26 protein-coding genes are annotated in these 26,079 nt (G+C 51.3%); 15 read left to right on the forward strand and 11 right to left on the reverse strand.

All coding sequences use genetic code 11. The annotated features are described in order from the left end of the window. Positions 1-223 precede the first annotated feature (223 nt). Both cysS and ispF read right to left on the reverse strand, forming a co-directional pair. Positions 224-1,657 (reverse strand): cysteine--tRNA ligase, encoded by a 1,434-nt coding sequence (gene cysS / locus F608_RS0102815; RefSeq protein ID WP_022664093.1) that lies wholly within the window; start codon positions 1,655-1,657, stop codon positions 224-226. A gap of 7 nt (positions 1,658-1,664) precedes the next feature. Then, positions 1,665-2,159: a 2-C-methyl-D-erythritol 2,4-cyclodiphosphate synthase gene (gene ispF, locus F608_RS0102820; protein ID WP_022664094.1), complete on the reverse strand. Its 495-nt coding sequence runs from the start codon at positions 2,157-2,159 to the stop codon at positions 1,665-1,667. Positions 2,160-2,316: 157 nt separating this feature from the next. On the opposite strand from ispF, the gene F608_RS0102825 reads away from it, so the two are divergent. The 5 genes from F608_RS0102825 to F608_RS0102845 are packed head-to-tail and all read left to right on the forward strand — an operon-like array spanning position 2,317 to position 7,410. Next, the gene (locus F608_RS0102825; RefSeq protein ID WP_022664095.1) at positions 2,317-2,904 is read left to right on the forward strand and encodes a DNA-3-methyladenine glycosylase I; all 588 of its coding nucleotides are present in this window, start codon (positions 2,317-2,319) and stop codon (positions 2,902-2,904) included. After that, positions 2,901-4,091 (forward strand): phospholipase A, encoded by a 1,191-nt coding sequence (locus F608_RS34330; RefSeq protein ID WP_022664096.1) that lies wholly within the window; start codon positions 2,901-2,903, stop codon positions 4,089-4,091. Before F608_RS0102825 ends, F608_RS34330 begins: the two co-directional genes overlap by 4 nt. A 32-nt stretch (positions 4,092-4,123) precedes the next feature. Continuing rightward, entirely contained in the window at positions 4,124-5,698 is a 1,575-nt protein-coding gene (locus tag F608_RS0102835) for a bifunctional ADP-dependent NAD(P)H-hydrate dehydratase/NAD(P)H-hydrate epimerase (protein WP_022664097.1), read from the forward strand. Further along, positions 5,686-6,150, forward strand: a complete 465-nt coding sequence (gene tsaE, locus F608_RS0102840; protein ID WP_022664098.1) for a tRNA (adenosine(37)-N6)-threonylcarbamoyltransferase complex ATPase subunit type 1 TsaE — start codon at positions 5,686-5,688, stop codon at positions 6,148-6,150. Before F608_RS0102835 ends, tsaE begins: the two co-directional genes overlap by 13 nt. 24 nt (positions 6,151-6,174) lie before the next feature. Beyond that, a complete protein-coding gene (locus tag F608_RS0102845) occupies positions 6,175-7,410 on the forward strand; it encodes an aspartate kinase (protein WP_022664099.1) in 1,236 nt (411 codons plus the stop codon). Here the strand turns inward: F608_RS0102845 and pyrF are convergent. Beyond that, on the reverse strand, positions 7,407-8,138 hold the full coding sequence (gene pyrF / locus F608_RS0102850) for an orotidine-5'-phosphate decarboxylase (protein ID WP_022664100.1): 732 nt from the start codon (positions 8,136-8,138) through the stop codon (positions 7,407-7,409). The genes F608_RS0102845 and pyrF overlap by 4 nt on opposite strands. 213 nt (positions 8,139-8,351) lie before the next feature. Here pyrF and F608_RS0102855 point away from each other — a divergent pair, with 213 nt between their 5' ends. After that, entirely contained in the window at positions 8,352-8,909 is a 558-nt protein-coding gene (locus F608_RS0102855; protein WP_022664101.1) for a response regulator, read from the forward strand. A gap of 26 nt (positions 8,910-8,935) precedes the next feature. After that, positions 8,936-9,295, forward strand: coding sequence for a DsrE family protein (locus tag F608_RS0102860; protein WP_022664102.1), 360 nt, complete (start codon positions 8,936-8,938; stop codon positions 9,293-9,295). Between the two features lie 108 nt (positions 9,296-9,403). Here the strand turns inward: F608_RS0102860 and F608_RS0102865 are convergent, their stop codons facing one another. The 4 genes from F608_RS0102865 to F608_RS0102885 all read right to left on the reverse strand — a co-directional run bounded on the left by F608_RS0102865 (position 9,404) and on the right by F608_RS0102885 (position 13,103). Then, entirely contained in the window at positions 9,404-10,042 is a 639-nt protein-coding gene (locus tag F608_RS0102865; protein ID WP_022664103.1) for a uridine kinase family protein, read from the reverse strand. 437 nt (positions 10,043-10,479) lie between these two features. Then, positions 10,480-11,094, reverse strand: coding sequence for a methyltransferase family protein (locus tag F608_RS0102875; RefSeq protein WP_033398192.1), 615 nt, complete (start codon positions 11,092-11,094; stop codon positions 10,480-10,482). 40 nt (positions 11,095-11,134) lie between these two features. Next, positions 11,135-12,406, reverse strand: a complete 1,272-nt coding sequence (locus F608_RS0102880) for a sensor histidine kinase (protein WP_022664106.1) — start codon at positions 12,404-12,406, stop codon at positions 11,135-11,137. Continuing rightward, positions 12,390-13,103 carry a response regulator transcription factor gene (locus tag F608_RS0102885; protein ID WP_022664107.1) on the reverse strand — a complete coding sequence of 238 codons (714 nt, stop codon included), beginning with the start codon at positions 13,101-13,103 and terminating at the stop codon, positions 12,390-12,392. Before F608_RS0102885 ends, F608_RS0102880 begins: the two co-directional genes overlap by 17 nt. A gap of 472 nt (positions 13,104-13,575) precedes the next feature. Between F608_RS0102885 and F608_RS0102895 the strand changes: the two genes are divergently transcribed. The 3 genes from F608_RS0102895 to F608_RS36805 all read left to right on the forward strand — a co-directional run bounded on the left by F608_RS0102895 (position 13,576) and on the right by F608_RS36805 (position 15,470). Then, entirely contained in the window at positions 13,576-13,881 is a 306-nt protein-coding gene (locus F608_RS0102895) for a hypothetical protein (protein ID WP_153307437.1), read from the forward strand. 539 nt (positions 13,882-14,420) lie between these two features. Next, a complete protein-coding gene (locus tag F608_RS36800; RefSeq protein WP_244154232.1) occupies positions 14,421-14,759 on the forward strand; it encodes an IS110 family transposase in 339 nt (112 codons plus the stop codon). A gap of 36 nt (positions 14,760-14,795) precedes the next feature. Beyond that, positions 14,796-15,470, forward strand: coding sequence for an IS110 family RNA-guided transposase (locus F608_RS36805; RefSeq protein ID WP_244154233.1), 675 nt, complete (start codon positions 14,796-14,798; stop codon positions 15,468-15,470). 384 nt (positions 15,471-15,854) lie between these two features. On the opposite strand, the gene F608_RS30490 is transcribed toward F608_RS36805, so the two are convergent. Next, positions 15,855-16,277, reverse strand: a complete 423-nt coding sequence (locus tag F608_RS30490) for an acyl-CoA thioesterase (protein ID WP_022664110.1) — start codon at positions 16,275-16,277, stop codon at positions 15,855-15,857. Then, complete coding sequence (locus F608_RS0102910; RefSeq protein WP_153307438.1) at positions 16,261-16,689, reverse strand: hypothetical protein; 429 nt, start codon at positions 16,687-16,689, stop codon at positions 16,261-16,263. The genes F608_RS30490 and F608_RS0102910 overlap by 17 nt, the downstream gene beginning before the upstream one ends. Positions 16,690-16,844: 155 nt before the next feature. Between F608_RS0102910 and F608_RS0102915 the strand changes: the two genes are divergently transcribed. After that, positions 16,845-17,879, forward strand: a complete 1,035-nt coding sequence (locus tag F608_RS0102915; protein ID WP_027362412.1) for a helix-turn-helix domain-containing protein — start codon at positions 16,845-16,847, stop codon at positions 17,877-17,879. Between the two features lie 753 nt (positions 17,880-18,632). On the opposite strand, the gene F608_RS0102925 is transcribed toward F608_RS0102915, so the two are convergent. Further along, complete coding sequence (locus tag F608_RS0102925) at positions 18,633-19,139, reverse strand: hypothetical protein (protein ID WP_022664114.1); 507 nt, start codon at positions 19,137-19,139, stop codon at positions 18,633-18,635. 419 nt (positions 19,140-19,558) lie between these two features. Between F608_RS0102925 and F608_RS0102930 the strand changes: the two genes are divergently transcribed. From F608_RS0102930 to F608_RS0102940, 3 genes are read left to right on the forward strand one after another with little or no spacing between them, the layout of a single operon-like run. Beyond that, on the forward strand, positions 19,559-21,289 hold the full coding sequence (locus F608_RS0102930; protein ID WP_022664115.1) for a YcaO-like family protein: 1,731 nt from the start codon (positions 19,559-19,561) through the stop codon (positions 21,287-21,289). Next, positions 21,289-22,143 (forward strand): hypothetical protein, encoded by an 855-nt coding sequence (locus F608_RS0102935; protein WP_022664116.1) that lies wholly within the window; start codon positions 21,289-21,291, stop codon positions 22,141-22,143. The genes F608_RS0102930 and F608_RS0102935 overlap by 1 nt, the downstream gene beginning before the upstream one ends. A 10-nt stretch (positions 22,144-22,153) precedes the next feature. Beyond that, the gene (locus tag F608_RS0102940) at positions 22,154-24,022 is read left to right on the forward strand and encodes a bifunctional acetyl-CoA hydrolase/transferase family protein/GNAT family N-acetyltransferase (RefSeq protein WP_022664117.1); all 1,869 of its coding nucleotides are present in this window, start codon (positions 22,154-22,156) and stop codon (positions 24,020-24,022) included. 17 nt (positions 24,023-24,039) lie between these two features. On the opposite strand, the gene F608_RS0102945 is transcribed toward F608_RS0102940, so the two are convergent. Next, positions 24,040-25,074 carry a GGDEF domain-containing protein gene (locus F608_RS0102945; RefSeq protein WP_022664118.1) on the reverse strand — a complete coding sequence of 345 codons (1,035 nt, stop codon included), beginning with the start codon at positions 25,072-25,074 and terminating at the stop codon, positions 24,040-24,042. Between the two features lie 156 nt (positions 25,075-25,230). Here F608_RS0102945 and F608_RS0102950 point away from each other — a divergent pair, with 156 nt between their 5' ends. Further along, positions 25,231-26,079: a hypothetical protein gene (locus F608_RS0102950; RefSeq protein ID WP_022664119.1), complete on the forward strand. Its 849-nt coding sequence runs from the start codon at positions 25,231-25,233 to the stop codon at positions 26,077-26,079.

Below are 26,079 nucleotides of genomic sequence, written 5' to 3' on the forward strand. Positions count from 1 at the left end.
ATATCTTAAGGTTTTTCCTTTCTGCTGAAGGATAAGGAGTATAATACATTGGTGAATTGCTTTTCAGAATCCAACCCCATGGCAGACCGGGCCAGATCGGGCCGGGGGAGGCAAATGGTTGGAGCGGCTTAAAGGGCGGGGTTCCAGGACGGAATAAATCACGGATTTTTCAGCTTCATCAGCTCCCTGGGACGGGAGCTGATGATTGGATCGTCAATCTTTGTTACTCAAACCGCCAGGTCGTCCCGCCTGGCCCGTCCTCCAGAACAATATTCATGGCCTGGAGCTGGTCCCGGATCTCATCGGCCCGGGCGAAATCCTTTGATTTCCGGGCATCGGCCCGTTCCTGGATCAGTCCGTCCACTTCAGCCGGATCTATGGCCTTGTCCGACATGCCCTTGTCTTTTTTGGTCCGGAACCAGTCTTTGGGATCTTCCTGGAATATGCCCAGGACCCCGGACAGGGATTTCACGTCGGCGTAAACCCTTTCCAGATCTTTTTTCATGTCTGCATCGGGGGCATCATTGGTCTGATCCAGGAGTTTGTTCCCCTTTTTCACGGCTTCGAATACAGCGGCCAGGGCCCTGGCCGAGTTGAAATCATCGTTCATGGCCTGGGAAAAATCTTCCCAGAGGGGGCCCCGGTCTTTGGTTTCCCCTTGAATCCCGGCATTATCCAGTCTCTCCAGGAAGGCATAGACCCGGTCCAGCCCCTGGGAAACTTCTTTCATGGAGTCCTCGCTGTAGTCGATGGGGCTCCTGTACTGCTTTGACAAAAGAAAAAGCCGGATCACCTCCGGGGAATGGTCTGCCAGGACCTCCTTGATCATGGTGAAATTTCCCAGGGATTTGGACATCTTCTCATTATTGATGTCCACAAACCCGTTATGGATCCAGTATTTTACGAATCGCCCCCCGAACAGGGCCTCGCTCTGGGCAATCTCATTCTCATGGTGGGGAAAGATCAGGTCCTTGCCGCCGCCGTGGATGTCAAATCCCCGGCCCAGGTACTCGGCGCTCATGGCAGAGCATTCAATGTGCCACCCGGGACGGCCCTTTCCCCAGGGACTCTCCCAGGATGGCTCTCCGGGCTTGGCCGGTTTCCACAGGGTAAAATCCAGGGGACTGCGCTTTTTCTCGTCCACGGCAATCCTGGCCCCTGCCCTCATGTCGTCGGGGTTCCGGCCGGACAATTTCCCGTATTCCTTGAAGGAATCAATGGAAAAATAGACATCCCCGCCCTCCACGGGATAGGCCTTTCCCTTATCGATGAGTTTGCCGATGAAATCGATGATGTGGTTGATATGCTCGGTGGCCTTGGGCTCCATGGTGGGCCTGAGCACGTTGAGGGCATCCATTTCATTGTGGAACTCGTCAATGTACTTTTCCGTTATGGCGGTGCAGGATTCCCCGGTTTCATTGGATTTTTTAATGATCTTGTCATCCACATCCGTGAAATTCCTGACATAAGTGACCTCATACTCCAGCCGGGTCAGCCAGCGAAACACCATGTCAAAGACCACCACGGACCGGGCATGGCCGATGTGGCTGGTATCGTATACTGTGGGGCCGCACACGTACATGCTGACCTTTCCCTCTTCAATGGGAATAAAATCCTCTTTTTTTCCTGACAATGTATTGTATATCTTTAAACTCATTTTATCTTCATCCTGAAATAGATTTAATCAATACCGTGCACTGGGCGGCAATCCCCTCTCCCCTGCCGGCAAATCCAAGGCCCTCCGTGGTGGTTGCCTTGACATTCACCCGGTCCGGGTCCAGGGCCAGAACCCCGGCCATGTTCTCTTCCATCTTTTTCTTGTGGGGCCCCATCCGGGGCGCCTGGGCAAATATCACGCAGTCTGCATTAGAAATCTCATACCCTTTTTCCCGGATCAGGTCTGCACATTTTTTAAGGAGGATAAGACTTGAAATCCCCCTGTATCGGGGATCTGTATCCGGGAAATGTTCCCCGATATCCCCCAGACCGCCTGCCCCCAGAACCGCATCGCACAGGGCATGGATAAGCACATCGGCATCGGAATGGCCTTTCAGGCCACGATCATACTCGATCTTTTCCCCGCCCAGGATCAGCTCCCGCCCGGAAACCAGCTGGTGCACATCCGCTCCAAACCCGATCCTCATGTCCGTTTTCATCATATCTGTCCGCGCTGTCCATTTTTTTAGTTTAAGTGATCTTGATACCACATTCATCTTATCTTTGAAAGAATCTCTTTTGGTATTGCCTTGATCTGATTGAATATTATAATACAGGGTTAATAATTAAAGAGTTCTGCAATACAAGAGTCAAAAGAAAATGAAAAATTCTGAAATAAAAAGATGCGGATGGTGTTTGAACGACCCGCTCTATATGGAGTACCATGACAAAGAATGGGGGGTTCCGGTCCATGGGGATCAAAAGCTCTTTGAATTTCTTATCCTGGAAGGGGCCCAGGCCGGACTCTCCTGGCTGACCATCCTCAAGCGCCGCCGGGGATACGAAAAAGCCTTTGCCGGATTTGATCCTGAAAAAGTGGCCCGGTTCACTCCCAAAAAGATAGAGGGCCTGCTCCAGGATCCCGGGATCATCCGGAACAAACTGAAAATCAACGCCGCCGTGACCAATGCCCGGGCTTTTCTCGATATTCAGGAGGAGTTCGGTTCCTTTGACCGGTACGCATGGAGATTTGTGGAGGGCCGGCCGATCCAGAATGGTTGGCAGAGCCCTGACCAGGTCCCGGCCACATCCAAAGAATCGGATGCCTTTTCCAAGGACCTGAAACAGAGGGGATTCAAGTTTACCGGATCCACCATTATCTATGCCCATATGCAGGCCACGGGCATGGTCAACGATCACCTCACCTCCTGTTTCCGGCACAGGCAGGTCATGGAAGGTCAGGCATGAACATCCGAGGCAGAAGAATTCGCATCATCCTGCTGATAGCCGGCCTGGTCTTTTCCCTCTGTCCCCGGGTGTGGGCACAGCCACTGAGGATGTTTATTGTTCCCCCCCAGGGAGAGGTCAGGGCCGGACAAGGAACGGGTTTCACCCTCTTTATCCACAATCCCGGCAGGGATGTCCTGACCACCCGGGAGTTCAACCGGATAAAGATAAAACTGACCCGGCTGAAAAAAGACCTGACCCTGGAAGCCGTGATCCGGGATCATCCTCTGGAAGAGCCGGTCAGTATCCCGGCCAATGCCTATGCAAAATATGAGTATTCTTTTCTTCTGCCCCAGGATATGGACGGGAATATCACCCTGGCCCTGGAGGGGGCAGATGCAGGAAAAGTCTGGTTCCGGGCCCGGCCTTTGCCCCTGGAAGAATACGAGGGACAGATTGCCCTGGATGCCCGGGAATCGATATTCCAGCCCTTTATAAAACACCTGTCCTCCTATGAACCCACCTATTTCCTATTGGGAGCCGATCCGGGTATAGAAAAAAGCAAGTTCCAGCTCAGCTTCAAATACCGGCTTTTTGATTCATCCGATGAAAACAGGCTTTTTTCATGGCTGGATGATTTTTACCTGGCCTATACCCAGACCTCATACTGGGATCTGAATTCAAATTCAAAACCCTTTGACGACACCAGTTACAAGCCTGAATTGTTCTATCTCTTCCCTAAAATTGATCTGGGCCTGTCCCGGGTCAAAGGCTTTGGCATGAAGATCGGTGCCAGGCACGAATCCAACGGCCAGGGCGGGAGTATCTCCAGGAGCACCAATACAGTCTATATTGAGCCCGTCATGGCCCTCAGCCTTGGAAACCACCTTTACATGAAGTTTGCGCCACGGGTATGGACCTATATTGATAATGAAGAGAATAACCCGGATCTGGCCGATTACCGGGGATACGCAGGTCTCGGCCTGGCCCTGGGAAACCCGGACAGCTTTGTCCTGGATACCCGCACCTGCTGGGCGGAAAAAGGCCCCAGTTTCCAGGCAGACCTGAGCTATCCTTTGACAAAGATCCTGGGAGACCGGTTTAATTTTTTTCTTCATCTCCAGTATTTTAACGGATATGCAGAACGCCTGATCGATTATACGGAAAAAGAAGAGATTATCAGACTGGGGTTTTCCATCATACGATAGATACAGGCCATGAATCAAAACAGGAGAAACACATGCTTCTTGTAACAGCCAGCCAGATGCAGAACATGGACAGCTTCACCATCAACAGTCTTGGTCTTCCCGGCCAGGTGCTCATGGAAAATGCCGGAAAAGGGGCCTTTGACATGCTGGTCCGAAGGTTTGACCCGGATGAATCCACACGGGTCTGCGTGGTGGCGGGCCGGGGAAACAACGGGGGAGACGGATTTGTCATTGCCCGGTATCTCATGGACATGGGGATTCCGGTCACCCTGTTCCTGCTGTCCACCCGGGACAGGGTAAAGGGAGATGCCAGGGCCAACTGTCTTCTGGCAAAAGAATTCCTGAGCCATCACAAAAATTCAAAAATAATCGAAATCCCGGATTCAGATACCCTTGAAAAAAACAGGGCTCGATTCCTGCACCAGGATATCTTTGTCGACGCCATCTTCGGCACCGGCCTCAACTCCGAGGTCAGGGGATTTTTCAGGGATGTGATCCAGATGATCAACCATACGGGCCGGCCCGTGTTCAGTGTGGACATCCCTTCAGGTCTCAATTCAGATACGGGCCGGCCCCTGGGTATTGCTGTAAGAGCCTCTGCCACGGCCACCTTTGCCCATGCCAAGGCCGGCCACTTTCTCTATCCGGGCAATGAATACACAGGGGATCTTGAAATCATCGACATCGGTATCCCCGGATTTGTGGCGGCCAAGGAAGATATCCGCCTCAACCTGGTCCAGGCCGGGGATATAACCCCTCTGTTTCCCCCCCGGCCATTTGACAGCCACAAGGGCAGTTTCGGCCATGTACTGGTCCTGGCCGGTTCCCCGGGCAAAACCGGGGCTGCGGCCCTGTGCGCCAATGCCGCCATGAGAAGCGGGGCCGGCCTGGTCACCCTGGGCCTTCCCCAAAGCCTTAATTCGGTCCTGGAGCCCCAGGTCATTGAGCCCATGACCTTCCCCCTGGCCGAAACAAAAAAAGGCAGTTTGTCCCTGGCCGCGAAAAAAGCGGTCCTCGGCCTGGCGGACGGGCGCCAGGCCCTGGCCCTGGGACCTGGAATCGGAACCCATGAAGAGACAAAAAAACTGGTTTGTGAGCTCATAAAAGAGATTGAGATTCCCATGGTCATCGATGCGGACGGGCTCAACAGCATCGCAGACCGCCCGGACATCCTCAAGTCTGCCCGGGCCCCGGTGGTTCTCACCCCCCACCCGGGGGAGATGGCAAGGCTTGGCGCCACGACCCCGGCCCGGATCCAGGAAGACCGTCCGGGCATGGCCGGAAAGTTTGCAAAGGAGTATCAGGTCATCCTGGTTCTCAAGGGGGCCCAGACCCTCATCGCCCTGCCCGACGGCCGGGTCTTTATCAATCCCACGGGAAATCCGGGCATGGCCTCGGGGGGAATGGGAGACGTTCTCACCGGGATGATCGCCGGATTCGCAGCCCAGGGATTTTCCCTGGAAGATGCCGCCTTGGCCGGGGTCTATCTCCACGGTCTTGCCGGAGATATCCTTGCCAAAACCAGGGGGGAATTCGGATTCCTGGCCTCGGACCTGGTCCAAACCATCCCCTCGGCCATCCACGAAGAATTGCCATGCCAAGCCTGATCTCCAAAACCGATAAAGAGACCCGGGACCTGGGCCGGGCCCTGGCCAAGGCCGTGACCGAGCCTTTGGCCATTGCCCTGTCAGGAGATCTGGGGGCCGGGAAGACCACCCTGGTCCAGGGTATGGCAGCCGGGCTCGGGGTGGGAAAAGAGTACTACGTGACCAGCCCCAGCTACAATATCATCAATGAATATCCGGCGGATCCCTTCAGGCTCTGCCATCTGGATCTCTACCGCCTGGGCTCTCCCGATGAACTGGATTATCTGGGGTTTGAGGATATCCTGGACCAGGAGGCAGTCATTGCCGTGGAATGGCCGGGATTTCTGCAGGAAACCGATTTCCCCTTTGACCTTGAGATCCGGTTTGAATTTGACCCGGATTATAACCGGATCATTTCCCTGTTCGGGTCTGGACAGAGGGGAAGAAATCTGCTAAGCAGGTTGATTTTATGAATGAAACCCATTTCCGGAGTGACTATGCCTTTAAGAGTGCAAAAATACGGCGGCACCTCTGTTGCGGATATCCATCGCATCTCCAGGGTCGCCGACAGGGTTCAGAAAGCCCATGAAGCCGGTGATCAGGTGGTGGTCGTGCTCTCGGCCATGGCAGGAGTGACAGACAAGTTGATTTCCCTTGCCAGCCAGGCCGCGGACCGGCCGGACAAAAGAGAGCTGGATGTCCTGCTGGCCACGGGGGAACAGACCACGGCGGCCCTGCTGGCCATGATTCTCAAATCCAGGGGATTTTCAGCCAGATCCTTTCTCGGGTTCCAGGCCGGCATCCACACGGACAATACCCCGGGCAAGGCAAGAATTTTGGACATTGACTGCAAAAAGATAAAAGCGGCCCTGGAAAAGGGGAATATCTGCGTGGTTGCGGGATTCCAGGGCGCAGATGATGACGGAGACATCACCACCCTGGGCCGGGGGGGCTCGGACACCTCTGCCGTTGCCATTGCCTCCTCCCTGAACGCGGATGTCTGTGAAATCTTCACAGATGTTGACGGGGTCTATACCACAGATCCGAGGATCTGTTCCAGGGCCCAGAAAATCTCAAGGATATCCTATGAGGAGATGCTTGAAATGGCCGTCCTGGGGGCCAAGGTACTTCAGATACGATCCGTGGAATTTGCCAAAAAATTCAACGTGCCCGTACATGTCAGATCATCATTCAATGAGGAGGAAGGAACAATGGTAATCAATGAAAGCTCTGATATGGAAAGTGCGGTAGTATCAGGCATTACATGCGATATGAACGAAGCCCGGATCACCCTGAAGCGGGTGCCGGACCAGCCCGGAATCTCAGCCAAGGTATTCGGCCCCCTGGCCGATGCCGAGATCATGGTGGATATGATCATCCAGAACACCCGCTCCGGCGGGGAAACCGACCTGACCTTTACCGTGCCCAAGGATGATTTTGAAAGGGCCCGGGAAATATCCGAAAGAGTCGTAAGGGAGATCGGGGGGGAAGAGGTCCTGACCGCCATGGAAATCGCCAAGGTATCGGTGATCGGGCTGGGCATGAAGAGTCACTCGGGCGTGGCCGCGGTCATGTTCAAGGCCCTGGCCTCGGAAAACATCAATATCCGTCTGATCTCCACCTCGGAGATCCGGATCTCCTGCGTGATCCTGGAAAAATATGCTGAACTGGCCGTACGGACCCTGCACACGGCCTTCGGCCTGGACAAGAAGGAGGAAGCGGTTTCGGATTAGGCCTTTGACAAAGCCTCTTGGATCTCGGCAATCACCTTTTGGGCAGCCCCGGCAGGATCATCTGCATCCCGGATGGGCCTGCCGATGACCAGCAGGTCACTGCCCACGGACACGGCCCGGGCCGGGGTGGTCACCCGTTTCTGATCATCCTTTTCCAGCAGACTCCACTGGGGACGGATCCCGGGGGTGACGCAAAGGAAATCCTTTCCGAATTCCTGTTTGATCATCCGGGCTTCCCTTCCCGAGCAGACCACACCGGCACACCCTGCCCTGCGGGCCATCCGGGCCCGAAGTTCCACCAGTTTCCGGGGTTCCCGGATAAACTCTTCTTTAAAGCCCGCGGCCTCCACCGATTCTGAATCATTGTCCGTGAGCAGGGTCACGCCCAGAACCCCGGTTTTGCCCATGCCTCCCTGTACGGCCGCCTCCAGCATCTGGAAGGACCCCCCGGCATGGACCGTCACCAGGTCCACCCCCAGACCGGCCACCCTCTCCATGGCCCGGCCCACGGTGGCCGAGATGTCATGGAGCTTGAGATCCAGGAAGATCCCGGCCCGGCTCAGGTCCCTGACCATTCTTATCACCGAAGGCCCCTGGTCGATGAAGAGCTCCAACCCGATCTTGAACATCCCCACATGCCCGTCCAGGAGCCTGACCAGTTCTTCAGCCTCCCCGGCCGAAGCCACGTCCAGCGGAAATACAATATAATCCCTGGCTGTTTTATTCATGTTCACTCCTTTTCTTTATCTTTGCAGGGATTCATACCCCCGGTCCGGTTTGATGTCAATTCTTTGTTTGATCCAAAAAATTCAGCCCCTTCCCCCTGGAAACCTTGGATCCAATGAAATAGGATAAATATTGACAGGATACCATTAAAAAATTACAAATCATAAGAGGAAGCAGATTTATGATAATCCATAAAGAGTGACTGGGGGGATGACATGGCTGAGACCCGATCTTTTCTTAAAGGCAAGCACATACTGGCAGTGGATGATGAATGGGACGTCATCGAAACCATTGGTGAGATGCTCAGCGAGGCAGAGGTTGACGTGGCCCAGGATTATGAAACCGCCTCGGAAAAAATCCTCCAGACCCGGTATGACCTGGCCGTCCTCGATATCATGGGCGTAAACGGAATGACCCTGCTGGAGGAATGCGTCAAACGGGATATCCCGGCCATCATGCTCACGGCCAATTCCATGAACCCCGAATCCCTGATGACCTCCATACAAAAAGGGGCCATTTCCTATCTTTCCAAGGAACATTTAAGCGATCTGGACACCCTGATCAACGATCTTCTGGGAGCCCGGAACGACGGGAAGCCCACCTGGAAGATGCTCTTTGAAAAGCTCGGAGATCATTTCAATCTGAGATTCGGAAAGAACTGGAAAGAGGAAGACAAGGATTTCTGGGACGATTTTGAAAAAGACTGGAAAATCTCCAGGGGAATTCAGGAACGCCTGCTCCACAAAGAGGATATTATCAACAAGGGAATCTGATTTAATTTTAGCAAGGGGAGCGAACCATGACCAACAATGTCGTAATTGCACTATCCTGCGGAACAAATGATACCAACCGCGCCACCCGGGCCATCCACCTGGCCACCATCGCCCATAAGGAAGGGAAAAACACATGTCTTTTTCTGCTGGATGAAGGGGTTTATCTGGCCAAGGAGGGCATTATCACCCATGTCCGGGCCGCCACCGGTGATGTGGCAGATGATCTTCTGGCCTATCTCCAGGCTCATGAGGTCCCTATCCTGGTCTGCACCCCCTGCGCCAATGCCCGGCAGATAAAGGAAGAAGACCTGATTGAGGGAGCCCGCATGGCCACGGCAGCGGAGTTTATCAATCTTTCCTGCGATGCCGCCGTCATCAGCCTGTAAGAAACCGGTCGAAGTGAACCCGCCGGGTGGATCTTTAAATGATCCCAGGCATGGGACGGATATGCGGCTGGTTGAGAATGTATCAGAGACCAGGAAAAATCCGGCTATCTAATTTTTCGAAGGTCGTTGAATAAGATAGTTCCATTTTTCTTCAAGAAACAGAAGCCAATTTGCCTTTGCCTTGTATGGTTCTACAAATTCTTTGTATTTTTTAAACTCTTCCGCTCCAATTTTTTTTGAAAAATATGGAGATTGTTTCCTTTTTGAGATATCGGCCTTCCGTCTAATTTTAATCAATTGATCTTCGTCGGTATGGATGAATAGCGAAAATAAAATGTACGGCATCAGTATTCCATGCATTGAATGCAATCCTTCAAGGATGAGGCAATTGCAGGAGTCAATGACTTTTTCCTCTGGAACCCTTTCCCCTGTTGAATGACAATAAGGGGAAACGGTTATGGGCTGCCCTTTCTTGAATTTGATTATATCTTTTTCCGCAGCCAAAAGATCGTATGCCTCCGGCTGGTAACCACTGATGCCTTTTTTAATGCGGATTGATCTATTGATCAGATATGAATCAAGAGATAGATAATCCGCACTTACCCCCAATGTGCCAAGTATTTTCGCTATCTCTGCAGACAGATGCGATTTGCCGAGATCGGCAGCTCCGCATACGGCAAAAACAGAGAAATCTCTGCCGTATTGCAGTGATATTATCTTTTTTGCTATTTTCTCTTCTATATCCATCAATGGAGCCGAAACCAGGATTAATAAATGCCCCTAAACGAAATCCGGAAATCCGGTACAATCCATATCAAAATTTGATATGGACCGGGTGCTGGAATCAATTGCATTGGAGATTAGCCTTACTTTTGAGAATTTAGCAAGCCTGTTTTTCAAGGAAAATTCAAGCTGATATAAAAAACTTGAATTTTGGTTTTTTCGGACTGTCAGGAAAATAAAGTATAGACTTGAATTCTCATCGGGAAGTGGCAACCCCCAGATGTAGTGGTGGAGCTAAAATTGAAAATCTGAGCTTTGATAGACATAATGTGGGGTTTCCAATTCCTCAAAATTTGTAAGGATCAGGGATTTTAACGCGAACATCTGCGGCTTGTCCGTCAGCATGTTTTGGTTAGTTCCGGTCTAAACCCTCCACCTTTGGTGGAGGGTTTAGACCGGAACTAATAAATCTTTAATATGGAAGGAAAAAGATCCAACCGGTGGCACTCTTCGATAATTTCCAGGATGCCCATGCTGAAACCGAACCAGATCACATCAAAGATATGGTTTTTGAATATCACGGGATTGACCTGATAACTTGCAGGTTCCCTTAGCAGGGAAAGTTTAGGGAAAAATCTTGGCACCTGTTTCTCATATTGTTCAAAGCTTTCTTTATGGCGTCTTTTCAGGTCCTGCTCCTCATCCTTGATCACCAAAGGGTAATATACTGCAAATGCCGTTATAATCAGTACCGGAATCAAAAAAGTTTCCGTGGCAAGCCCCACGCCCACGGCGCCTAAGAAGCTGAAAAAATATAAGGGATTTCTGCACATGGAATAGGGGCCCTGGGTGACAAGGTGGTTTGTTTTGTATCCGGCAATATAAAGGGAACACCACAATCGGCCCACCGAGGCGGTGATCACCAGTACAATAGCCGTGATGATCATGGCCGAGGTCAACGGAGGAAACGAGGTGCTCCAATAACTTTCCGTCATACTGATCAAAGCAACTATCATGGCAACATAAACCCTGGATATACCGATTCTGATTCTTTCAATTCTGATTTTTTGCGTCATTATCATGTCGCCTCCTTTGGAGTCCTGTTTTTTGTATTGTTCAAAATGTTAAAATAACGCAGTTGTCCTGGCCGGGTCCGGACGATATTTCCAGATGCCAGCCAAAGCGTTCACAAAGCTGCTTGACAATGTTAAGGCCGAATCCATGGCCTTTAGGATGTTTTTCCCATTTGCCGGGCGTTGCCGGCCGGGCACCGGCGGCCCCGGAATTGCTCACCCGGATATGATCCTGGCCCACGGTCAGGCATATCCTGCCCCCGGGGGTGTAATAGAATGCATTTCGTAACAGATTATCAAGTACAATTCTGAACACCGCGGCAGGTGCATTGGCCCTGGGATGGGCATCTGCCTTATACCGGGTTTCAACAAGCGGGTTTTCAAACTGGTCCCGGTGTTCATTAAAGGCTGTTCTGGCAAGGGATTCAACGTCACAAGACTGCCCTGCCTGCAAGGCCGTATCCTCCCTGGCCAGCATAAGAAAGGTCTCAATGGTCACGGTCATTTTAGCAACAGATTTTTCGATCCGTTTCAAAGGCCTTTGAAGTGCGGCATTCCGGTATTCAGGCATTTGGGATATCAGTTCCACAGCCCCCTTTATGACGGTGAGCGGGTTTCTAAGTTCATGGCTGGCATCCCGGGTAAATGTCTTTTCCCGTTCTATAAATTCCCTGATTCGTTTCATGCTTTGCTCCAGGTTTTTGGCCAGAAAACCGATTTCATCCCGGGCAAAGGCGGAACCCAGTTCGACCGGCAGGTGGTCGGGATCACTTTGCGAAATAATCGTTGTCAGTTCTGTCACCGGTTCAATGATTTTTCCGGCCACAGCCGCCCCAAGGCCTGCACCAATGGCTGCCACAAGCAGGGAGCTGGCAAACAGGCCCAGGCTCACAATGGATTCGTATTTTTCTTCCACCTTCAGGGTTCCTACATCATAGAACAGATAAAGCTCCCCTTTTCCCGGGATTTTTTTTATCCCCAGGTGCAGATTCCCCGGCCCTTTGACAGCGCCCGGTCCGTCGGTCTCATAAAATCCTTCCGACAGCCCTGTCGCCATATTTTTATAGGCTTTGGGCATGCTGTCAAAATCAAGATAAGCGTTGATATACCGTGAAGATGGCAAAGGACATTCCGGGTCAGCCTTTGCCTGTTCAAGATAATAGCTGATTTCGTTTTTCAGCCGGTTTCTAAAGACCGCATCCTCCACAAGTCCCATGGAACTGTCTATAAAAAACCAGAATGTCATGGCCAGAAACAACCCGAACAGGCCAAAGGCAATGACAATTCTGTTGCGCAGGCTATACCTGTATTTCATCGGGTACCTCCAGCTTGTATCCAACCCCGTGCACCGTATGGATCAAGGCAAAGGAAAAGGGTTTATCGATTTTTTTTCTCAGCATATACATGTGGCTTCTCAGGGCATCGCTGCCAGGCGGCATATCTTTCCACAGGGCATATTCCATATCGTTGCGCAAGACAACATGGGGGCAGGCCTTTATGAGCATCTCCAGGATGGAAAAGCAGGCACGATTCAGTTCAATCTGTTTTCCCGAACGTCGGACTTTGCGGGTGGCCGTATCTACTTCCAGGTCTGCCACCTGGAAAACGGTTTTCTTTGCATTGGCATTCCGCCTGATCAGGGCATAACATCTAAGTTCCAGCTCCTCGAGCGCAAAAGGCTTTACCAGGTAGTCATCGGTCCCGGATTCAAAACCCTGGACCTTGTCGGACAGCGTATCCCGGGCCGTGAGCATGAGAATGGGGATTGCGTTTGTAGCGGTTGTCCTAAGTTCCCTGCAAAGGGTCAGCCCGTCCATTCCCGGGAGCATGATATCAAGAATCATTACATCATAACTTTCGGTCAGGGCCAGATGCAGCCCGGCAATGCCGTTCAACGCAAAGTCAAGCACATGGCCCCGGGCTTCAAAATAGTCTGAAATGTTTTCCACGATCCCCTGATCATCTTCCACAAGCAGGATACGAAGGGGCTGTTGCGATTTTGATGTTCTCATACACAGTTTCCTCCATACCCTGATATATATGTCATTTGTTCGTTAATATCCATGTTTGCCACAGACAGCCCCTGTCCAAAAGTCATTGTCACTATAAGGCCGCACTGTTGAAAAAAAAGTAAAAAAAGCGTGAAAAAAACGTGAAATATGTGATGAAAGAACCAAGGACATGCCGGGGATCGTCACAGGCTCCCGGGACCGGCATCAACGAACTCATTATTTCACGAAAATTTCATTTTTTTTTCAACATTTATTTCACACGGCACCTGGTAATCTCGTTTCAAAATTTCAAAAACGGATGAGTTGCAGCCGGTTTTCAGCCGGAATGCCCACAAGTCACCAATTATGATACCAACGGGAGAAAGATTATGAAATCAACACTACTTGTACTTTTTTGCAACAGCGTTTTTTTATGCTGATATCGGGTTCAGCGTTGTTTATGCCGGTGCCTGTCATTGCAGGATCACCCGGGGTGAATATTGACGATATCATTGAATCGGCTTATCCGGGTTCCCGGATCACGGAACAGCTTGAAGATACATGGCAGGGGCTGCCTGTAACAGAGATCGAGCTGGAAACAGCCGAAGGGAAAGATCTGGAAGTCATTGTATCAAAGCAGGGCGGAATTTTTGAGGTTGAAGAAGAATCCAGTTTGCCGCTCATACCTGCCAACCATTCGTCCACCCCTCCCGCCCGGACCAACGCACTATCTGATTGTTACGGATCGCGACTCCGCATCCGGGACGGGTCTCCCACGTTACCTAAAATACCTTCCTGACATGCTGTCCCCATTACCCCGGTGAATCAGAACAGGTGGATCGGTTACATCCCTGTTCTGCCTCGGCCTTCCCCAAATATAGGGTGGGTCGGCATCCACAACTTTCCTTTCGGGGCCTGCTCAGGGTTCACTCGCGTTACGGCCTGCCAGGTTGCTGCAGCCCTAAAGGCTTACATTTGTCCCCAGAGCTTCAGCAGGAAAGTCTCCCTGTCCCGCTGTCTGGGTAGCTACCGGGATGAACCGACAATTTCCCGGACGGAACTTTCATCCGCTGGTATCCTACGCCCTCGTGGCGCATCTACATATTATGCCTGCTTTGAAAAGCCAAGAATCAATTATAGAACATACTCCTTCCTTTAGGGGGGCCAAAATCGACTTTTGGTGATCTATAATCGCCTAAGCACTAATGATATAAGTCCATGGGCGCACTCTGATCCACATACGTGATCAATGATAGATAGGATGAGAAGGCTGGAGCCCACCGTGGTATAATTTCACGGTTAAGATAAATTTAGCAAAAAAAGGGGGGGGGGGCAGCCATGGAAAAGAATAACATTACAATTGGAATGGATCTGGGGGACCAGAGCCACATAGTTGTGGTTTTAGATAAAACCGGAGAAGAAATAGAAATGGGGAGTATCCGGAATACAGAAAATTCTCTTAGAAAATTTTTTTCCCGTTATAAAAGCCCCACCGTTGCTATAGAGGCTGGTACTCATTCCCCCTGGATAAGCAGACTGCTTAACGAAATCGGTTGCACTGTTTATGTTGGTAATCCCAGAAAACTAAGAATTATTTGGGATAGCTACGAGAAATCAGATAAACGGGATGCCAGAATACTGGCGATGGTATGCCGGGTTGAACCAAGGCTTTTATGACCGATTAAACATCGAGACAGACAGGCTTATGCAGATTTGGGTGTAATCAAAGCGAGGGATGCGTTGGTAAGAAATAGGGTTCGACTTATCACTCATATTAGAAGTGTTTCAAAAACTTGCGGTTACCGGATACCCAAATGCAGTACGGGCAGTTTTTCCAAAAGGGCACCGGAGCATATACCCAAGGAGCTAAAAGACTCTATTGAGCCGTTAATTTTAACTGTTGACCACCTGACTATAAAAATCAAAGAATTGAATCGTCAGATCAGGAAGTTGTGCGAAAAGTACCCAGAAACCCACAAGCTTCTTCAAGTTCCCGGCGTTGGCCCTGTTACTGCTTTGGCTTATGTTTTGACAATAGATGATCCCTATCGGTTCCCCAAAAGTAGACAGTTAGGAGCGTATATAGGGTTAACACCAAAGCGAGATCAGTCTGGGAAATGCGATAAACAATTGAGGATCAGCAAAGCCGGTAATTCCTACTTGAGAGCATTACTGGTTAGTTGTGGACATTATATCATTGGTCCTTTTGGTCCTGACAGTGATCTTAGGAAATATGGCGTATCAATTGCTGCAAGAGGTGGCAAAAATGCAAAAAAGCGTGCTGCTGTTGCTGTGGCAAGAAAAATAGCGGTACTACTCCACCAGTTATGGGTTGGTGAAAAGCCATACAACCCTTTTTATAAAAGTGCAGCCGTCTGCACGGCATAAATGAAAGACGACCCTGACGCCCTGTCCAGGAGACTGCGGCTTATGTCTTGCACCGGTTATCTGCCGATAACGAAAAACGAGTGCGCCTAATAGATTGCAGCTCCTGCCGGCGGATCTTAACATGCACCGAGGTAAAGGCAAACCTCAATAAGAGTGCGAATGGAAGCGTGGCGGTATGGGTTTATGAAAATGGGGAGTTAAATACCCGCTCCAGCGGAAGCCAATCCCTTCCGACGGGCAGTGTTTGTGGTGCCCATTCTCAGGGACTGGCTTCCACTTCCGCTAACCGGGAGTGGTTATCTGAACACCCAAAAAGATGAGGTTCGTGAATCGAACACTTGACTTGCCTTCTCATGGAAGACATAAAGCTCGCTTTTCCCCATCTCAAAAATGGCTGATTTTTTCTGCGTTTGCAAGATCGGGCCAAAGGTCAAGAATCTGGTGGTCTATTGTTTTGGCTTTCCCATGTTGATCCACAAATACATTGAATATCCTGGCATGGATAACGAGTTTCTCCGAGGATTTAAGAAATATATCCTGGTTCATCAGAAATTCGAAATCAGTACGACCGGTCACCTTTGTTTCAAAGCGCAAGGTGTCGTTAACCCTTGCAGGATGTCTGTAATCGATTTCAAGCCTTGAAACAACGTGAATTAATCCAATCTCATGGATGGGCTCAAACAGGTTCTTCTCTTCCAAGTAACACCAGCGAGCTTCTTCCAGCAGTTCAACATACCTGCCATGATTGACATGGCCAAATTGGTCTATATGGTATCCGCGGACGGTGATATTAATTATGGATTTCATGGACATCCTCCTTTGCTATTTTATTGGCTGTGAAATAGCCCCACAGCATGGCGGCAAATAACCCAGCAGTCTTAACAAGGACCCAGACGACCTTCCCGCCCTGCCCGTAAATATTGCCGATCAAAGAAACACAGAACAAACCTGTAATAACTGGAATGGCCGTAAAAAGCATGACTGCTCTCCGTTCAACAGGATTTTGGGCAGCCCAGGCCAGAAGTACAGTCCAGCCGGCCATCATGGATGCTGCAATCCCTGCAATCAGACGCACAGGCAGATCATCTGCCATGGCAGTGTTTCCTGTCAAAACGGTGAACAGTTTAGGCCATACCAGGGCCAAGACCCACAGGGCATCGACAGCAACCCCGATCCAGCAGAATATTTTCATTCTTTGTATTTTTTTTGAGCTATTCATGATTCTCTCCTTTGTAGTGGTTTGTATTGTTCGTCGAAACGATGCTTGAATATATCCGGATTGGACGGGACGGTCTTGTCGATCTGCGAAAAAGAGTTGATATTTTGCGCAAATTCGGTTCATGATGAAAAATCAATTTTTTGTGGGAGTCAGATATGCCAGTTTTTAAGGATTTCAAGGTGTCAGTCGGGTTAGTCAAAATGCTGCAGGCCTATGCTGAATCCAGGGGTGTGGTGTTTGATAAGGTGGCCCAAAAGCATGGGTTTGATTCCAAAGCACTAAACAATGGTGCAGCCAGCATTCTGGCAAGCAAATTTGCAAATGTTTGGTTTAAAATCGCTGAGACAAGCAAAGATAGCTGTCCCGGTTTAAATCTGGGTAAACAGTCTGTCCACTATTTTCCAAGCAACAGCATTCTGTTTTCTCTTATGCAGAATAGCCCAAATATTGGCATAGCCCTGGATCTTTTGGTTCGGCACCATCGGATCATGGCTGAAAAAATTCAGCCTGTATTTCTAAACAAGGAAGATTTTTTACTCCTGTCATGGGATTTTTCCGTACTTGGTTCTCACCACCTACCCTATCTATCAGAAGCATTTTTGTGTACCTGCTATTCTGTCTTGACCAGGCTTTCACAAGGTCGTATCCGTCCTGTCTCGGTCAATTTCATCCACCAGGGTCCCAAACGGGTAAATGACAAGGCCGGATATGAAAGTTACTTTAATGCACCAATCCACTTCCTGGCAGACAGGGACGAACTGGTGATTGAGAGCCGGGATTTGGACATTGTCATAGAACTTGCAGATCCTGCATTATTAAATCTGATGGAAAGGTATGCGGTACAGATGGGACAAGCCGTTTCTCAGGGAAATAAATGGTCAGGCCGGGTCGCCGGATTAATTAGCGAGGCTGTATTTAAAGGCTGCGCACCGCTGATTGATACCATCGCCCGTGAGCTTGCACTCAGCAAACGCTCTCTTCAGGAAAAGCTTAAAAACGAAAACACAAACTTCCGAGGACTTGTTCAAACTGTTCGAAAAAAAATTGCCATTGACCAGCTTGCCGATCCGGATGTTTCCGTATGCGAGGTGGCATTTATGCTTGGATATTCAGACCAGAGTGCGTTTAATCATGCTTTTAAAAAGTGGACGGGCAAAAGTCCCAAAGCATTTACAATGACTGGACGGTAAATTCGGACTAAGCAGGTTCTTCCTTGTATATGATTCTCCACAAGAATTGCTTGCCTGGGGTTGAACTTCATTTGCTGAAAGTCTGAATCTGAAAAGGTACCGGTATGATTGATCGTTTTTTCTGAAAGAAACTGTCCAATCACAAGATCTGGTGGCTGTGCAAACAACCAAGATTCAGGTTAATTGGAGATTAAGCGTATTTACCGATTTATTGCAAGATGTTTCCAAAGATAAAATTAAACAAATGGCCGTAAAGGTTTAAAGGATCGGTTTGACCGGGCGGATCAGGCAGCGGGCGGGGCGGGGCTGGAGCGGCGTAGATGGCCAGGGCGTCAGGACGACAAAGAGCCGGGCATCTTCGCTTCTCCTGATCCCAGGACGGGAGCAGGAGATTTAGCGGAACGCCCTGCCCCGTCCGCTGCCCGGTTTTGCCGAATTATTAAAAATCTCATTTTCACATGGTTTATATTCTGGAAACCAGAGCATGGTCCAGCTTTAACCACAGGCAACACCCCTGGTATTATTTAGGTGCGCGTATCGCAGACATAACTCGTAAGTGTGGCCGATTAAGAAAACGGCAAATCGGGCGAATCAGGCAGATGGAGGGAATGGGGCTTTCCCGGCGTAAATACCCGGGGTTTCGGGACGGAAAAATCAAGGGATTTTCCGATTTTCAACCGGTCAGGACTGGGGGTTGGGATGGGCGGAACGCCCCTTCCCTTCTCCTGCCGGGTCGGGTCTATTCATTCATAATCAGATCGGCATGGTAAAAAGGATGGCACCGCTCACGTCCGAGCCCTTGGCCTCAAATTCAAGAAGCATATCTTTTCTCATGGGCCGGCTGGCCGCAGCAGGCTTGCTTTTCTGCCATTGGATTTCTTCCTCACCGGCCTGGGCCGCCGCCGGTCGGATATAGCGCAGGACAAAATCAGCCATTCTCCCCAGGCGCTGGTCAAGGCCGGTAAGCCCTCCCCCTGCCATCTGATCCTGCAACAGGATCCCCAGATCTGTCTTTTGAAGGGAGCCGTCTGACTGGCTGCGGGCCATGGGAAGGTTCCTGCCCCTGGAAAGGCCATTGTATGAAATGGACATTTTCCCGGGATCCAGGGCTTCTAACAAAGGAAGAATACAGAAGTTAACCTTAAAATTAAAGGATCTGTCTATTTCTCCGGCAGCCCCGGGGCATGCCCACATGAAAACCACCGCTACCGTAATAAGAAGATTCAAGCCAATCCGCTGTAAAATCTGTGTATTCATCATATGTCCTCCTTTAGCCCATTCATCTTTTTCCTTTACAAGCATATTGAGCAAAAACCATGCTCACTTGAAAAATCGAGGGATCAAAATTGATTTTCTTTTTGTAACCCTTTGTGAATCAAAGGATTTTTAATGCAGATTTTTTTCTCCCCCCGGCTCAACCCTTTTCTTTTCAATACCGGAAAAAGATGATATTTCGATAGCACATGTTATATTTCGACACATCTTCTTTCCCCATTGCCGGTTTTCAAAAGGGGATGAAGGTGGTATTATGATTGTCTTTTTGGCCCGGGAATGATGCCCGGATCTATGTTTGTATATGCAATTATGATAGATAAATTACAACCCCCATTGTAAAAGAGGATGCAGCCGCTTGTGAAGGATTCCGAAGGCTCCCGCTTTTTCATATAAAGGCAGAAAATATGACCTATAAAATCGAACTCAAGGATGCCGGCAAAGGCTATACCTATGACCAGGATAAGATCATCTCTCCGGAAGAGACCGTGGAAAGATTCAGGGAAAGGCTGGCAAAACTGGATCTGGATATTCTCAGCCGGACCCGGCGGATAGACAACGGCCGCCTGGGTATTCCCGTGTTTTTCAGTGAATGCGGGGAAGATGCCAAAAGGATCACCCGGACCAGCAAGCAGATGGGCAAGGGCGGAACCCCGGCCCAGTCCGAAGCCAGCGCCGTCATGGAACTGGCCGAGAGATTCAGTTTTTTCTCCTTTGCCGACAAGGAAGAAAACTTTTTTTATGCCACACCCGAAGAACTGGGAGACCGAGCCCTGCCCTATGAGCAGATCATCCGATCCGTCCATGACACCCCCGAAGACGGGCTCAATGCCAAACCCATCTATGACAAACTGCGCCTCAAGTGGACCCAAGGCTATAACCTGACCACCCGGGAAGAGGTCCTCATTCCCTTTGACTGGTTCTACATGATCAATGAATTCAACGGGCCCTCTGCCGGAAACTGTACGGAAGAGGCCCTGATCCAGGGGATCTGCGAACTGGTGGAACGCCATACCTCTTCCCTTGTCAGCCATGGAAGTCTTGAGGTGCCGGGCATCCGTCTTTCCTCCTTTACCGATCCCCTGGTAAAGGAAATGCTGAAAAAATACAAGGACCAGGGCATCCAGGTCCATGCCAGTGATTTTTCCCTGGATACGGGCATTCCCACGGTGGGGGTCCTGGCCTGGGATCCTTCCACCTTTCCCAAGACCAGTGAAATCGTCTGGACCGCAGGAACGGCCCCGGATCCCCAGAAAGCCATGAGCCGGGCTCTCACGGAAACGGCCCAGCTGGCAGGGGATTTCAACACCGGATCCAATTACGTGGCTTCGGGCCTGCCCAAGTTCACGGATATCAAGGATGCAGAGTTTATCACGCGGCCAAAATCCATGGTCAATATCCAGGATCTGCCCGATCTTTCCTCGGACAATATCCGGATCGAGGTGGAAAACCTGGTCCAGACCCTTGAACAAAGGGAATTCCATATCCTGTCCATCTCCACCATGCACCAGGGGTTGCAGGTCCCGGCCTTCTACAATATCATGCCCGGAGCCCATTTCAGGGAGCGGGCCGTCAACGCCAGTGTGGGCATGTTCCTGGCCCGGCTCATCACCGAGACCCTGGATCCGGTCCAGGCCCTGGCCCGGCTGGATGAACTGGAGAACGCCCTTGGGGGCAGATACTATACCAGTTTTTACAAGGGACTCATGCACAATGCCTTATATGACGGAGAAAGCGCCCTGACCGAATTCCAGGCCGCCATGGACCGGGAACCGGCCCGGCTGAACCTGCCGGACATCTGCTCCCACATGGGTGCCTGCCTCAAGGACCTGGGCCAGTATAGCCGGGCCGTTAAGATCTGCGAGAAAGGCCTTGAAATCGATCCCCAGCGGCCGGATCTCCTCAATACCATGGGGGCCTGCCATTTCATGGACAAAGTATATGACAGGGCCATCATCTGCTTTGAAAAGGCCATCAAGGTGGATCCCTCCCTGGGCATCAACTATGCCAATATCGGATCCAGTTACCGGGAGCTGGGACAGATCGATACCGCCATCAAGTACTATGAGTCCGCCCTTGAACTTGATCCGACCCTTGATTTTGCCCGGGAGAACATCGAAAAACTGAGAAAAAAATAATGGATATTGTCCTGAATCTTTTTACCCGGGTTTACGATCCCCTCCATGGATTCTGGAAAAGGGAGGACACCCACAAGCTCGTGTCCGGTGCCCTGGTACTGATCTTTCTCCTGGCCCTGGGCATCATTGAACTCAACCGCCAGGGACTGGTGCCCGAACCCTTTAGCGCCAAACTGCCCCGGACCCATTACATGGCCATCAACCTGGCCTTTATGCTGGTTTTGATCCTGGAGGTCATCAGCCTTATCTTTACCCTGCCCAGTTCCATGTCCAAGGCCCTGGGCAAGCAGTTTGAAATCCTGGCCCTGATTTTTTTACGAAGCGCGTTCAAGGAACTGGTCTACCTGCCCGAGCCCATTTCCCTGTCCGGCCACCACGAGGTGCTCTGGCATATCCTGTCCTATGGATTCGGGGCCATTGTCATATTCGGTTTCCTGGGGCTCTATTCCCGGCTCCTGGGGAACCTGGACGAGACCCTGAAACCGGGCCCCTCCCTGACCCGTTTTATTGCGGCCAAGAAAAGCGTGGCCCTGGCCATGCTGACGGTCTTCCTGGGCATGGCCCTTTATAACGGATTTTTATTTTTGTCCGGCGGCCATGTATTCCCCTTTTTCAACTATTTTTACACGGTGCTGATTTTTTCGGATATCCTGCTGGTGCTGACGGCCCAGTGTTTTCTGCCCGAATTCCCGGCCGTGTTTCGGAATTCCGGATATGCCCTGGCCACCCTGCTCATCCGGATTTCCCTGACCGCAGCCCCCTATTACAACGTATTCATCGGTGTGGCATCCATTCTTCTGGCCCTGATGCTCACCCTGGTGTACAATCAATTTTTCATAAAGATAAAAGAGTAAAGGCCTTCCCATGTTCAAGAAAAAAAGTCCGGCCTGGAAGCAGAAAACCGTATCCACGGATGAGGTGCTGAAAAAAATCGAGCCCGGCATGCATATCTTTATCGGCACGGGTACGGCAGAGCCCAGGACCCTGGTCAAGGCCCTGATGACGGCCCAGGGACACCGTTTGGAAGACCTGACCCTGATCCAGCTCCTCAGCTTTGGAGACGCCATCTCCTTTGAGGCCCTGGAATCCCACCGGTACCGCCTTCGGACCTTTTTTTCCGGCTGGGTTTCAGCCCGGGCCATCACCCAGGGCCGGGCCGACATGATTCCCTCCCGGTTCTCCGCCATTCCCTTCCTGCTCAAAGAGGGGCAGATCCCGGTGGACGTGGCCTTTGTCCAGATCACCCCTCCCAACGAGTCGGGATACTGCAGCCTGGGGGTGGGCGTGGATGTGGCCCGGCGGGCCATGGCCCTGGCCGGCCTTGTGGTGGGGGAAATCAATGAGGAGATCCCCTTTACCCTGGGGGACACCTTTGTTCACATGGATGCCTTTGACATGATTGTGGAGGCCAAGGACCCTCCCTTTTACTATCCCCGGTATCCGGTGGCGCCCATATTCGACCGGCTGGCGGAAAATATCTCCTCCATTATCGACAACGGATCATGCCTGGCCTTTACCTTTGGTCCCGTATTTGAAGCCCTTCCCAAATACCTTTCCCGCAAACGGGATCTGGGGATCCACACCCCCTTTTTCACCGATGCCCTCATGGAGCTGGTCAAGAGCGGGGCCGTTACCAACCGGGAAAAGGGCATGTTCCGGGGCCGGTCCCTGACCTCTTACGCCCTGGGATCAAAGGAACTCATGCGGTGGCTGGATAAAAATCCCATGGTGGAATTCCAGACCGTGGAAAAGGTATTCAGCCCCATGGAAATCGGCCGGAACAAGAGATTTGTCATGATTCTTCCGGTCCGGCGCCTGGACCTGTCCGGCCGGGTGGCCCTCCACCGGCAGTCGGTGAGCGTGGCGGCCGGCCCCGGGCAAATCGCCGACTTTCTCAACGGAGCTGAAATCTCCAGGGGCGGATATACCATGGTGGTCCTTCCCAGCCGGAACCGGGACGGACATCCCAATGTCAGGCTCTCCCTGGCAGATTCCCCGGAACTGCTCAGCCTGCCCGAATCCGTGGACATGGTGGTCACGGAACAGGGGGTGGCCCATCTTCGGGGCAGGACCCTGCGGGAAAGGGCCCAGGCCCTCATCGAAATCGCCCATCCCGAGGACCGGGCGGATCTGGTGGAAGGGGGGAAAAAAGCCAACCTGCTTTACAAAGATCAGATATTCCTGGCCGGCAGCGCCAATCTCTACCCTTCGGATATCGCCACCCAGCAATCTTTTAAGAATGATCTCCTGGTCCACTTCAGGGCCATCCGCCCTTCGGACGAAGATCAGATGAGGCGGCTCTTTTACCGGTTTTCAGACAAGGCCATTTACTACCGCTACTTCAGCCCCATAAAGACCATGCCCCATGCCAAGATGCAGGCCTATGTCAATGTGGATTACAAGGATGTCCTCTCCGTGGTGGGGCTGGTGGGGGAACCGGAACACCGGACCATCATTGCCGAAGCCAGAATCGCAAAGTACCCGGACAAGCCTTTTGTGGATATCGCCTTTGTCGTGGATGAGGCATACCAGGGCCGGGGAATTGCCTCGTTTCTCTATCAGATGCTGGCCAGACTGGCCAAGGAAAGGGGCTGCATGACCATGACCGCCGATGTGCTGACCTCCAACCGGGCCATGCTCAAGGTCTTTGAAGGGGGGGGGTACCCGGTAACGGCCAAGCTGGAAGGCGGGGCCTATGCACTGAAGATCGACCTGACCCGGACGGTGGAATAGCTCTTAATTGACCCCTCTTAATTGACCAGGGCTTCCTGGGTAATAATCTTGTTTCTTCCGGTCTTTTTGGCCATGTAAAGGGCCTGGTCCGCCCTTTTGATCAGATCTTCCGGGGACTCGTTTCCGGCATATACGGCAATTCCCATGGAGGCCGTGACCACTCCCATGCTCTTGCCGGATTCCTTGACTTTCCATTCCTTGGAGGCCAGGCTTTTTTGAATCTTTCCGGCCACCACCTGTGCCCCGGCAAGCTCGGTCTCCGGCAGGATCACCAGGAACTCTTCTCCTCCGTACCGGGCCGCGATATCGCTGCCCCTCAGGTGAATTTTCATGATTTGGGAAATCCCCCTCAGCAGACTGTCCCCCACCAAATGGCCGTAGGTATCGTTGACTTTTTTAAAATGATCCAGATCCAGCATGATGACGGAAAATGCTTTCCGGCTCTGGCCGGCCCGGGTTCTCTCCACTTCAAAGGCCCGGGTCAGTCCCCTCCGGTTGATCAGCCCGGTCAGGGCATCGGTCTGGGCCTCCTTCTGGGCGTCTTCCAGCTCCCGGTTCAATTGATGCAGGTCTTCGGAAGAGATTTGCATACGGTTCTGGAGCCTGGAGCCGGACTGGATTAATTCTCTGGTTTCCAGTATCATCTGGTCGACGATGGCCTTGAGATCCTCATATCCGGTGACCTCTTTCACCTTTTCGCCCAATTGTTCCAGATTGGAGCCGTGGCCGGCCAGATCCCCTTCGGTTTCCACCAGATGGCGGCTGATATCCCTGAGCATGAAATTGATTTTTGTCAACAGCCGGCTGACCACCAGCCGGTCTCCGTCGGCGACGAATTTTGTATAGAACTTTTCCATGCGCTCCGGGTTCAGGGGGGCTGCGCTTTTAAATGCCGCCTCAACGGCGTTTCTCAGCTTAAGATTTTTCCCGGCTGCATACTCGTAAAATATCGTATAATTCACAGGAGTTGCCGGCAGATTATACTTTGCCATATGACCCAAGGCAAGCCTCAGGTACTCCCCGGCTCTGGTTCTGTTTTCCGTATAGTTCATTTCAGCCCTTGATTGATTCTGGTTTTAAGCACATTATGTTTCACAGATCTTTTTGTCTGTCAAGGAAAGATCATTCTCTGAATTTATGCCAAAGTTTCCAGTCCCTTTTGAGAAGGTTTTTTGCCTGTTCTGGGTTCTTGTGGTATCTGTTGGAGTATGGAAGATATCCGAGATCAGGCCCATTTATCCGCAGATGCGGTAAAGGGCCTCAACTTCATCAAAAATTCCGGCTTCTTTGAATTCCGGAAATACTATAGGTCCGGCCTGCGTTCCCATATCTTCGAGGTGGTTTTGACCGAGGATGTGAAAAGGGAAACCCGGGGCGAAATCCGGGACGGGGCGCGTATGTTTCCCAAGGCCCGGCCCCAGAAAATGTTTCGGATATTCAGGTCCCGGTTTGAGAGCAAGGACGATATCTTCAGGGAAATCAGAAAATATAAGCTTTTGCTGAATTTTCTGGGCAAAGAGTTTATTGCCCGGTCCGAAGAGTTTATCGTGGATTACCGGGGAACCGGTGTCTCCAGGATTGTCCTGTGCGGACTCCAGGAGTATGTTGAGGGACAGATCCTGGATCCCTGGAGATTATCCGGAAAGACACCCCTGGAGGATCTTTACCGGGACGGGGAAAAAAACCGGCCCGGAGATCCGGCCAAAAGGGCAAGAAAGCATGTGGCGGAATTTACCGGCCGGGTCAGGCAGCTGATCCGCCACACCGGATACATCCCGGATCTGGCCGGCATCGGCAATCTCATCCTCACCCCCATGGGAAGGCTCAAGCTGGTGGATATCAACAATATCGTTGAAATCCGGTTCGATCCGGTGATCCGCCTGGATGACCGGGGGTATCCCTCATGCGACAGTTCCGTGGAAGCTCTTTTCCTGCTTGAGTCCAGGCTGCTCGGCCGGGAAATTCAGTCCCGGGACCCCCTGTTCAGACATTTTCTCACGCCTGAAAGGCAAAAAAAGGTCCGGCTCCTTGAACGTGAATTCTATAAAGCCCTCTGA

It is taken from the genome of Desulfospira joergensenii DSM 10085 (assembly GCF_000420085.1).
GTDB classification, from domain to species: Bacteria; Desulfobacterota; Desulfobacteria; order Desulfobacterales; family Desulfobacteraceae; genus Desulfospira; species Desulfospira joergensenii.

Coding starts and splice junctions, on each gene's coding strand:
- cysS (WP_022664093.1), bottom strand. CDS start 1,657: ATGAGTTTAAAGATATACAATACATTGTCAGGAAAAAAAGAGGATTTT.
- ispF (WP_022664094.1), bottom strand. CDS start 2,159: ATGATGAAAACGGACATGAGGATCGGGTTTGGAGCGGATGTGCACCAG.
- F608_RS0102825 (WP_022664095.1), top strand. CDS start 2,317: ATGAAAAATTCTGAAATAAAAAGATGCGGATGGTGTTTGAACGACCCG.
- F608_RS34330 (WP_022664096.1), top strand. CDS start 2,901: ATGAACATCCGAGGCAGAAGAATTCGCATCATCCTGCTGATAGCCGGC.
- F608_RS0102835 (WP_022664097.1), top strand. CDS start 4,124: ATGCTTCTTGTAACAGCCAGCCAGATGCAGAACATGGACAGCTTCACC.
- tsaE (WP_022664098.1), top strand. CDS start 5,686: ATGCCAAGCCTGATCTCCAAAACCGATAAAGAGACCCGGGACCTGGGC.
- F608_RS0102845 (WP_022664099.1), top strand. CDS start 6,175: ATGCCTTTAAGAGTGCAAAAATACGGCGGCACCTCTGTTGCGGATATC.
- pyrF (WP_022664100.1), bottom strand. CDS start 8,138: ATGAATAAAACAGCCAGGGATTATATTGTATTTCCGCTGGACGTGGCT.
- F608_RS0102855 (WP_022664101.1), top strand. CDS start 8,352: ATGGCTGAGACCCGATCTTTTCTTAAAGGCAAGCACATACTGGCAGTG.
- F608_RS0102860 (WP_022664102.1), top strand. CDS start 8,936: ATGACCAACAATGTCGTAATTGCACTATCCTGCGGAACAAATGATACC.
- F608_RS0102865 (WP_022664103.1), bottom strand. CDS start 10,042: ATGGATATAGAAGAGAAAATAGCAAAAAAGATAATATCACTGCAATAC.
- F608_RS0102875 (WP_033398192.1), bottom strand. CDS start 11,094: ATGACGCAAAAAATCAGAATTGAAAGAATCAGAATCGGTATATCCAGG.
- F608_RS0102880 (WP_022664106.1), bottom strand. CDS start 12,406: ATGAAATACAGGTATAGCCTGCGCAACAGAATTGTCATTGCCTTTGGC.
- F608_RS0102885 (WP_022664107.1), bottom strand. CDS start 13,103: ATGAGAACATCAAAATCGCAACAGCCCCTTCGTATCCTGCTTGTGGAA.
- F608_RS36800 (WP_244154232.1), top strand. CDS start 14,421: ATGGAAAAGAATAACATTACAATTGGAATGGATCTGGGGGACCAGAGC.
- F608_RS30490 (WP_022664110.1), bottom strand. CDS start 16,277: ATGAAATCCATAATTAATATCACCGTCCGCGGATACCATATAGACCAA.
- F608_RS0102910 (WP_153307438.1), bottom strand. CDS start 16,689: ATGAATAGCTCAAAAAAAATACAAAGAATGAAAATATTCTGCTGGATC.
- F608_RS0102915 (WP_027362412.1), top strand. CDS start 16,845: ATGCCAGTTTTTAAGGATTTCAAGGTGTCAGTCGGGTTAGTCAAAATG.
- F608_RS0102925 (WP_022664114.1), bottom strand. CDS start 19,139: ATGATGAATACACAGATTTTACAGCGGATTGGCTTGAATCTTCTTATT.
- F608_RS0102930 (WP_022664115.1), top strand. CDS start 19,559: ATGACCTATAAAATCGAACTCAAGGATGCCGGCAAAGGCTATACCTAT.
- F608_RS0102935 (WP_022664116.1), top strand. CDS start 21,289: ATGGATATTGTCCTGAATCTTTTTACCCGGGTTTACGATCCCCTCCAT.
- F608_RS0102940 (WP_022664117.1), top strand. CDS start 22,154: ATGTTCAAGAAAAAAAGTCCGGCCTGGAAGCAGAAAACCGTATCCACG.
- F608_RS0102945 (WP_022664118.1), bottom strand. CDS start 25,074: ATGAACTATACGGAAAACAGAACCAGAGCCGGGGAGTACCTGAGGCTT.
- F608_RS0102950 (WP_022664119.1), top strand. CDS start 25,231: ATGGAAGATATCCGAGATCAGGCCCATTTATCCGCAGATGCGGTAAAG.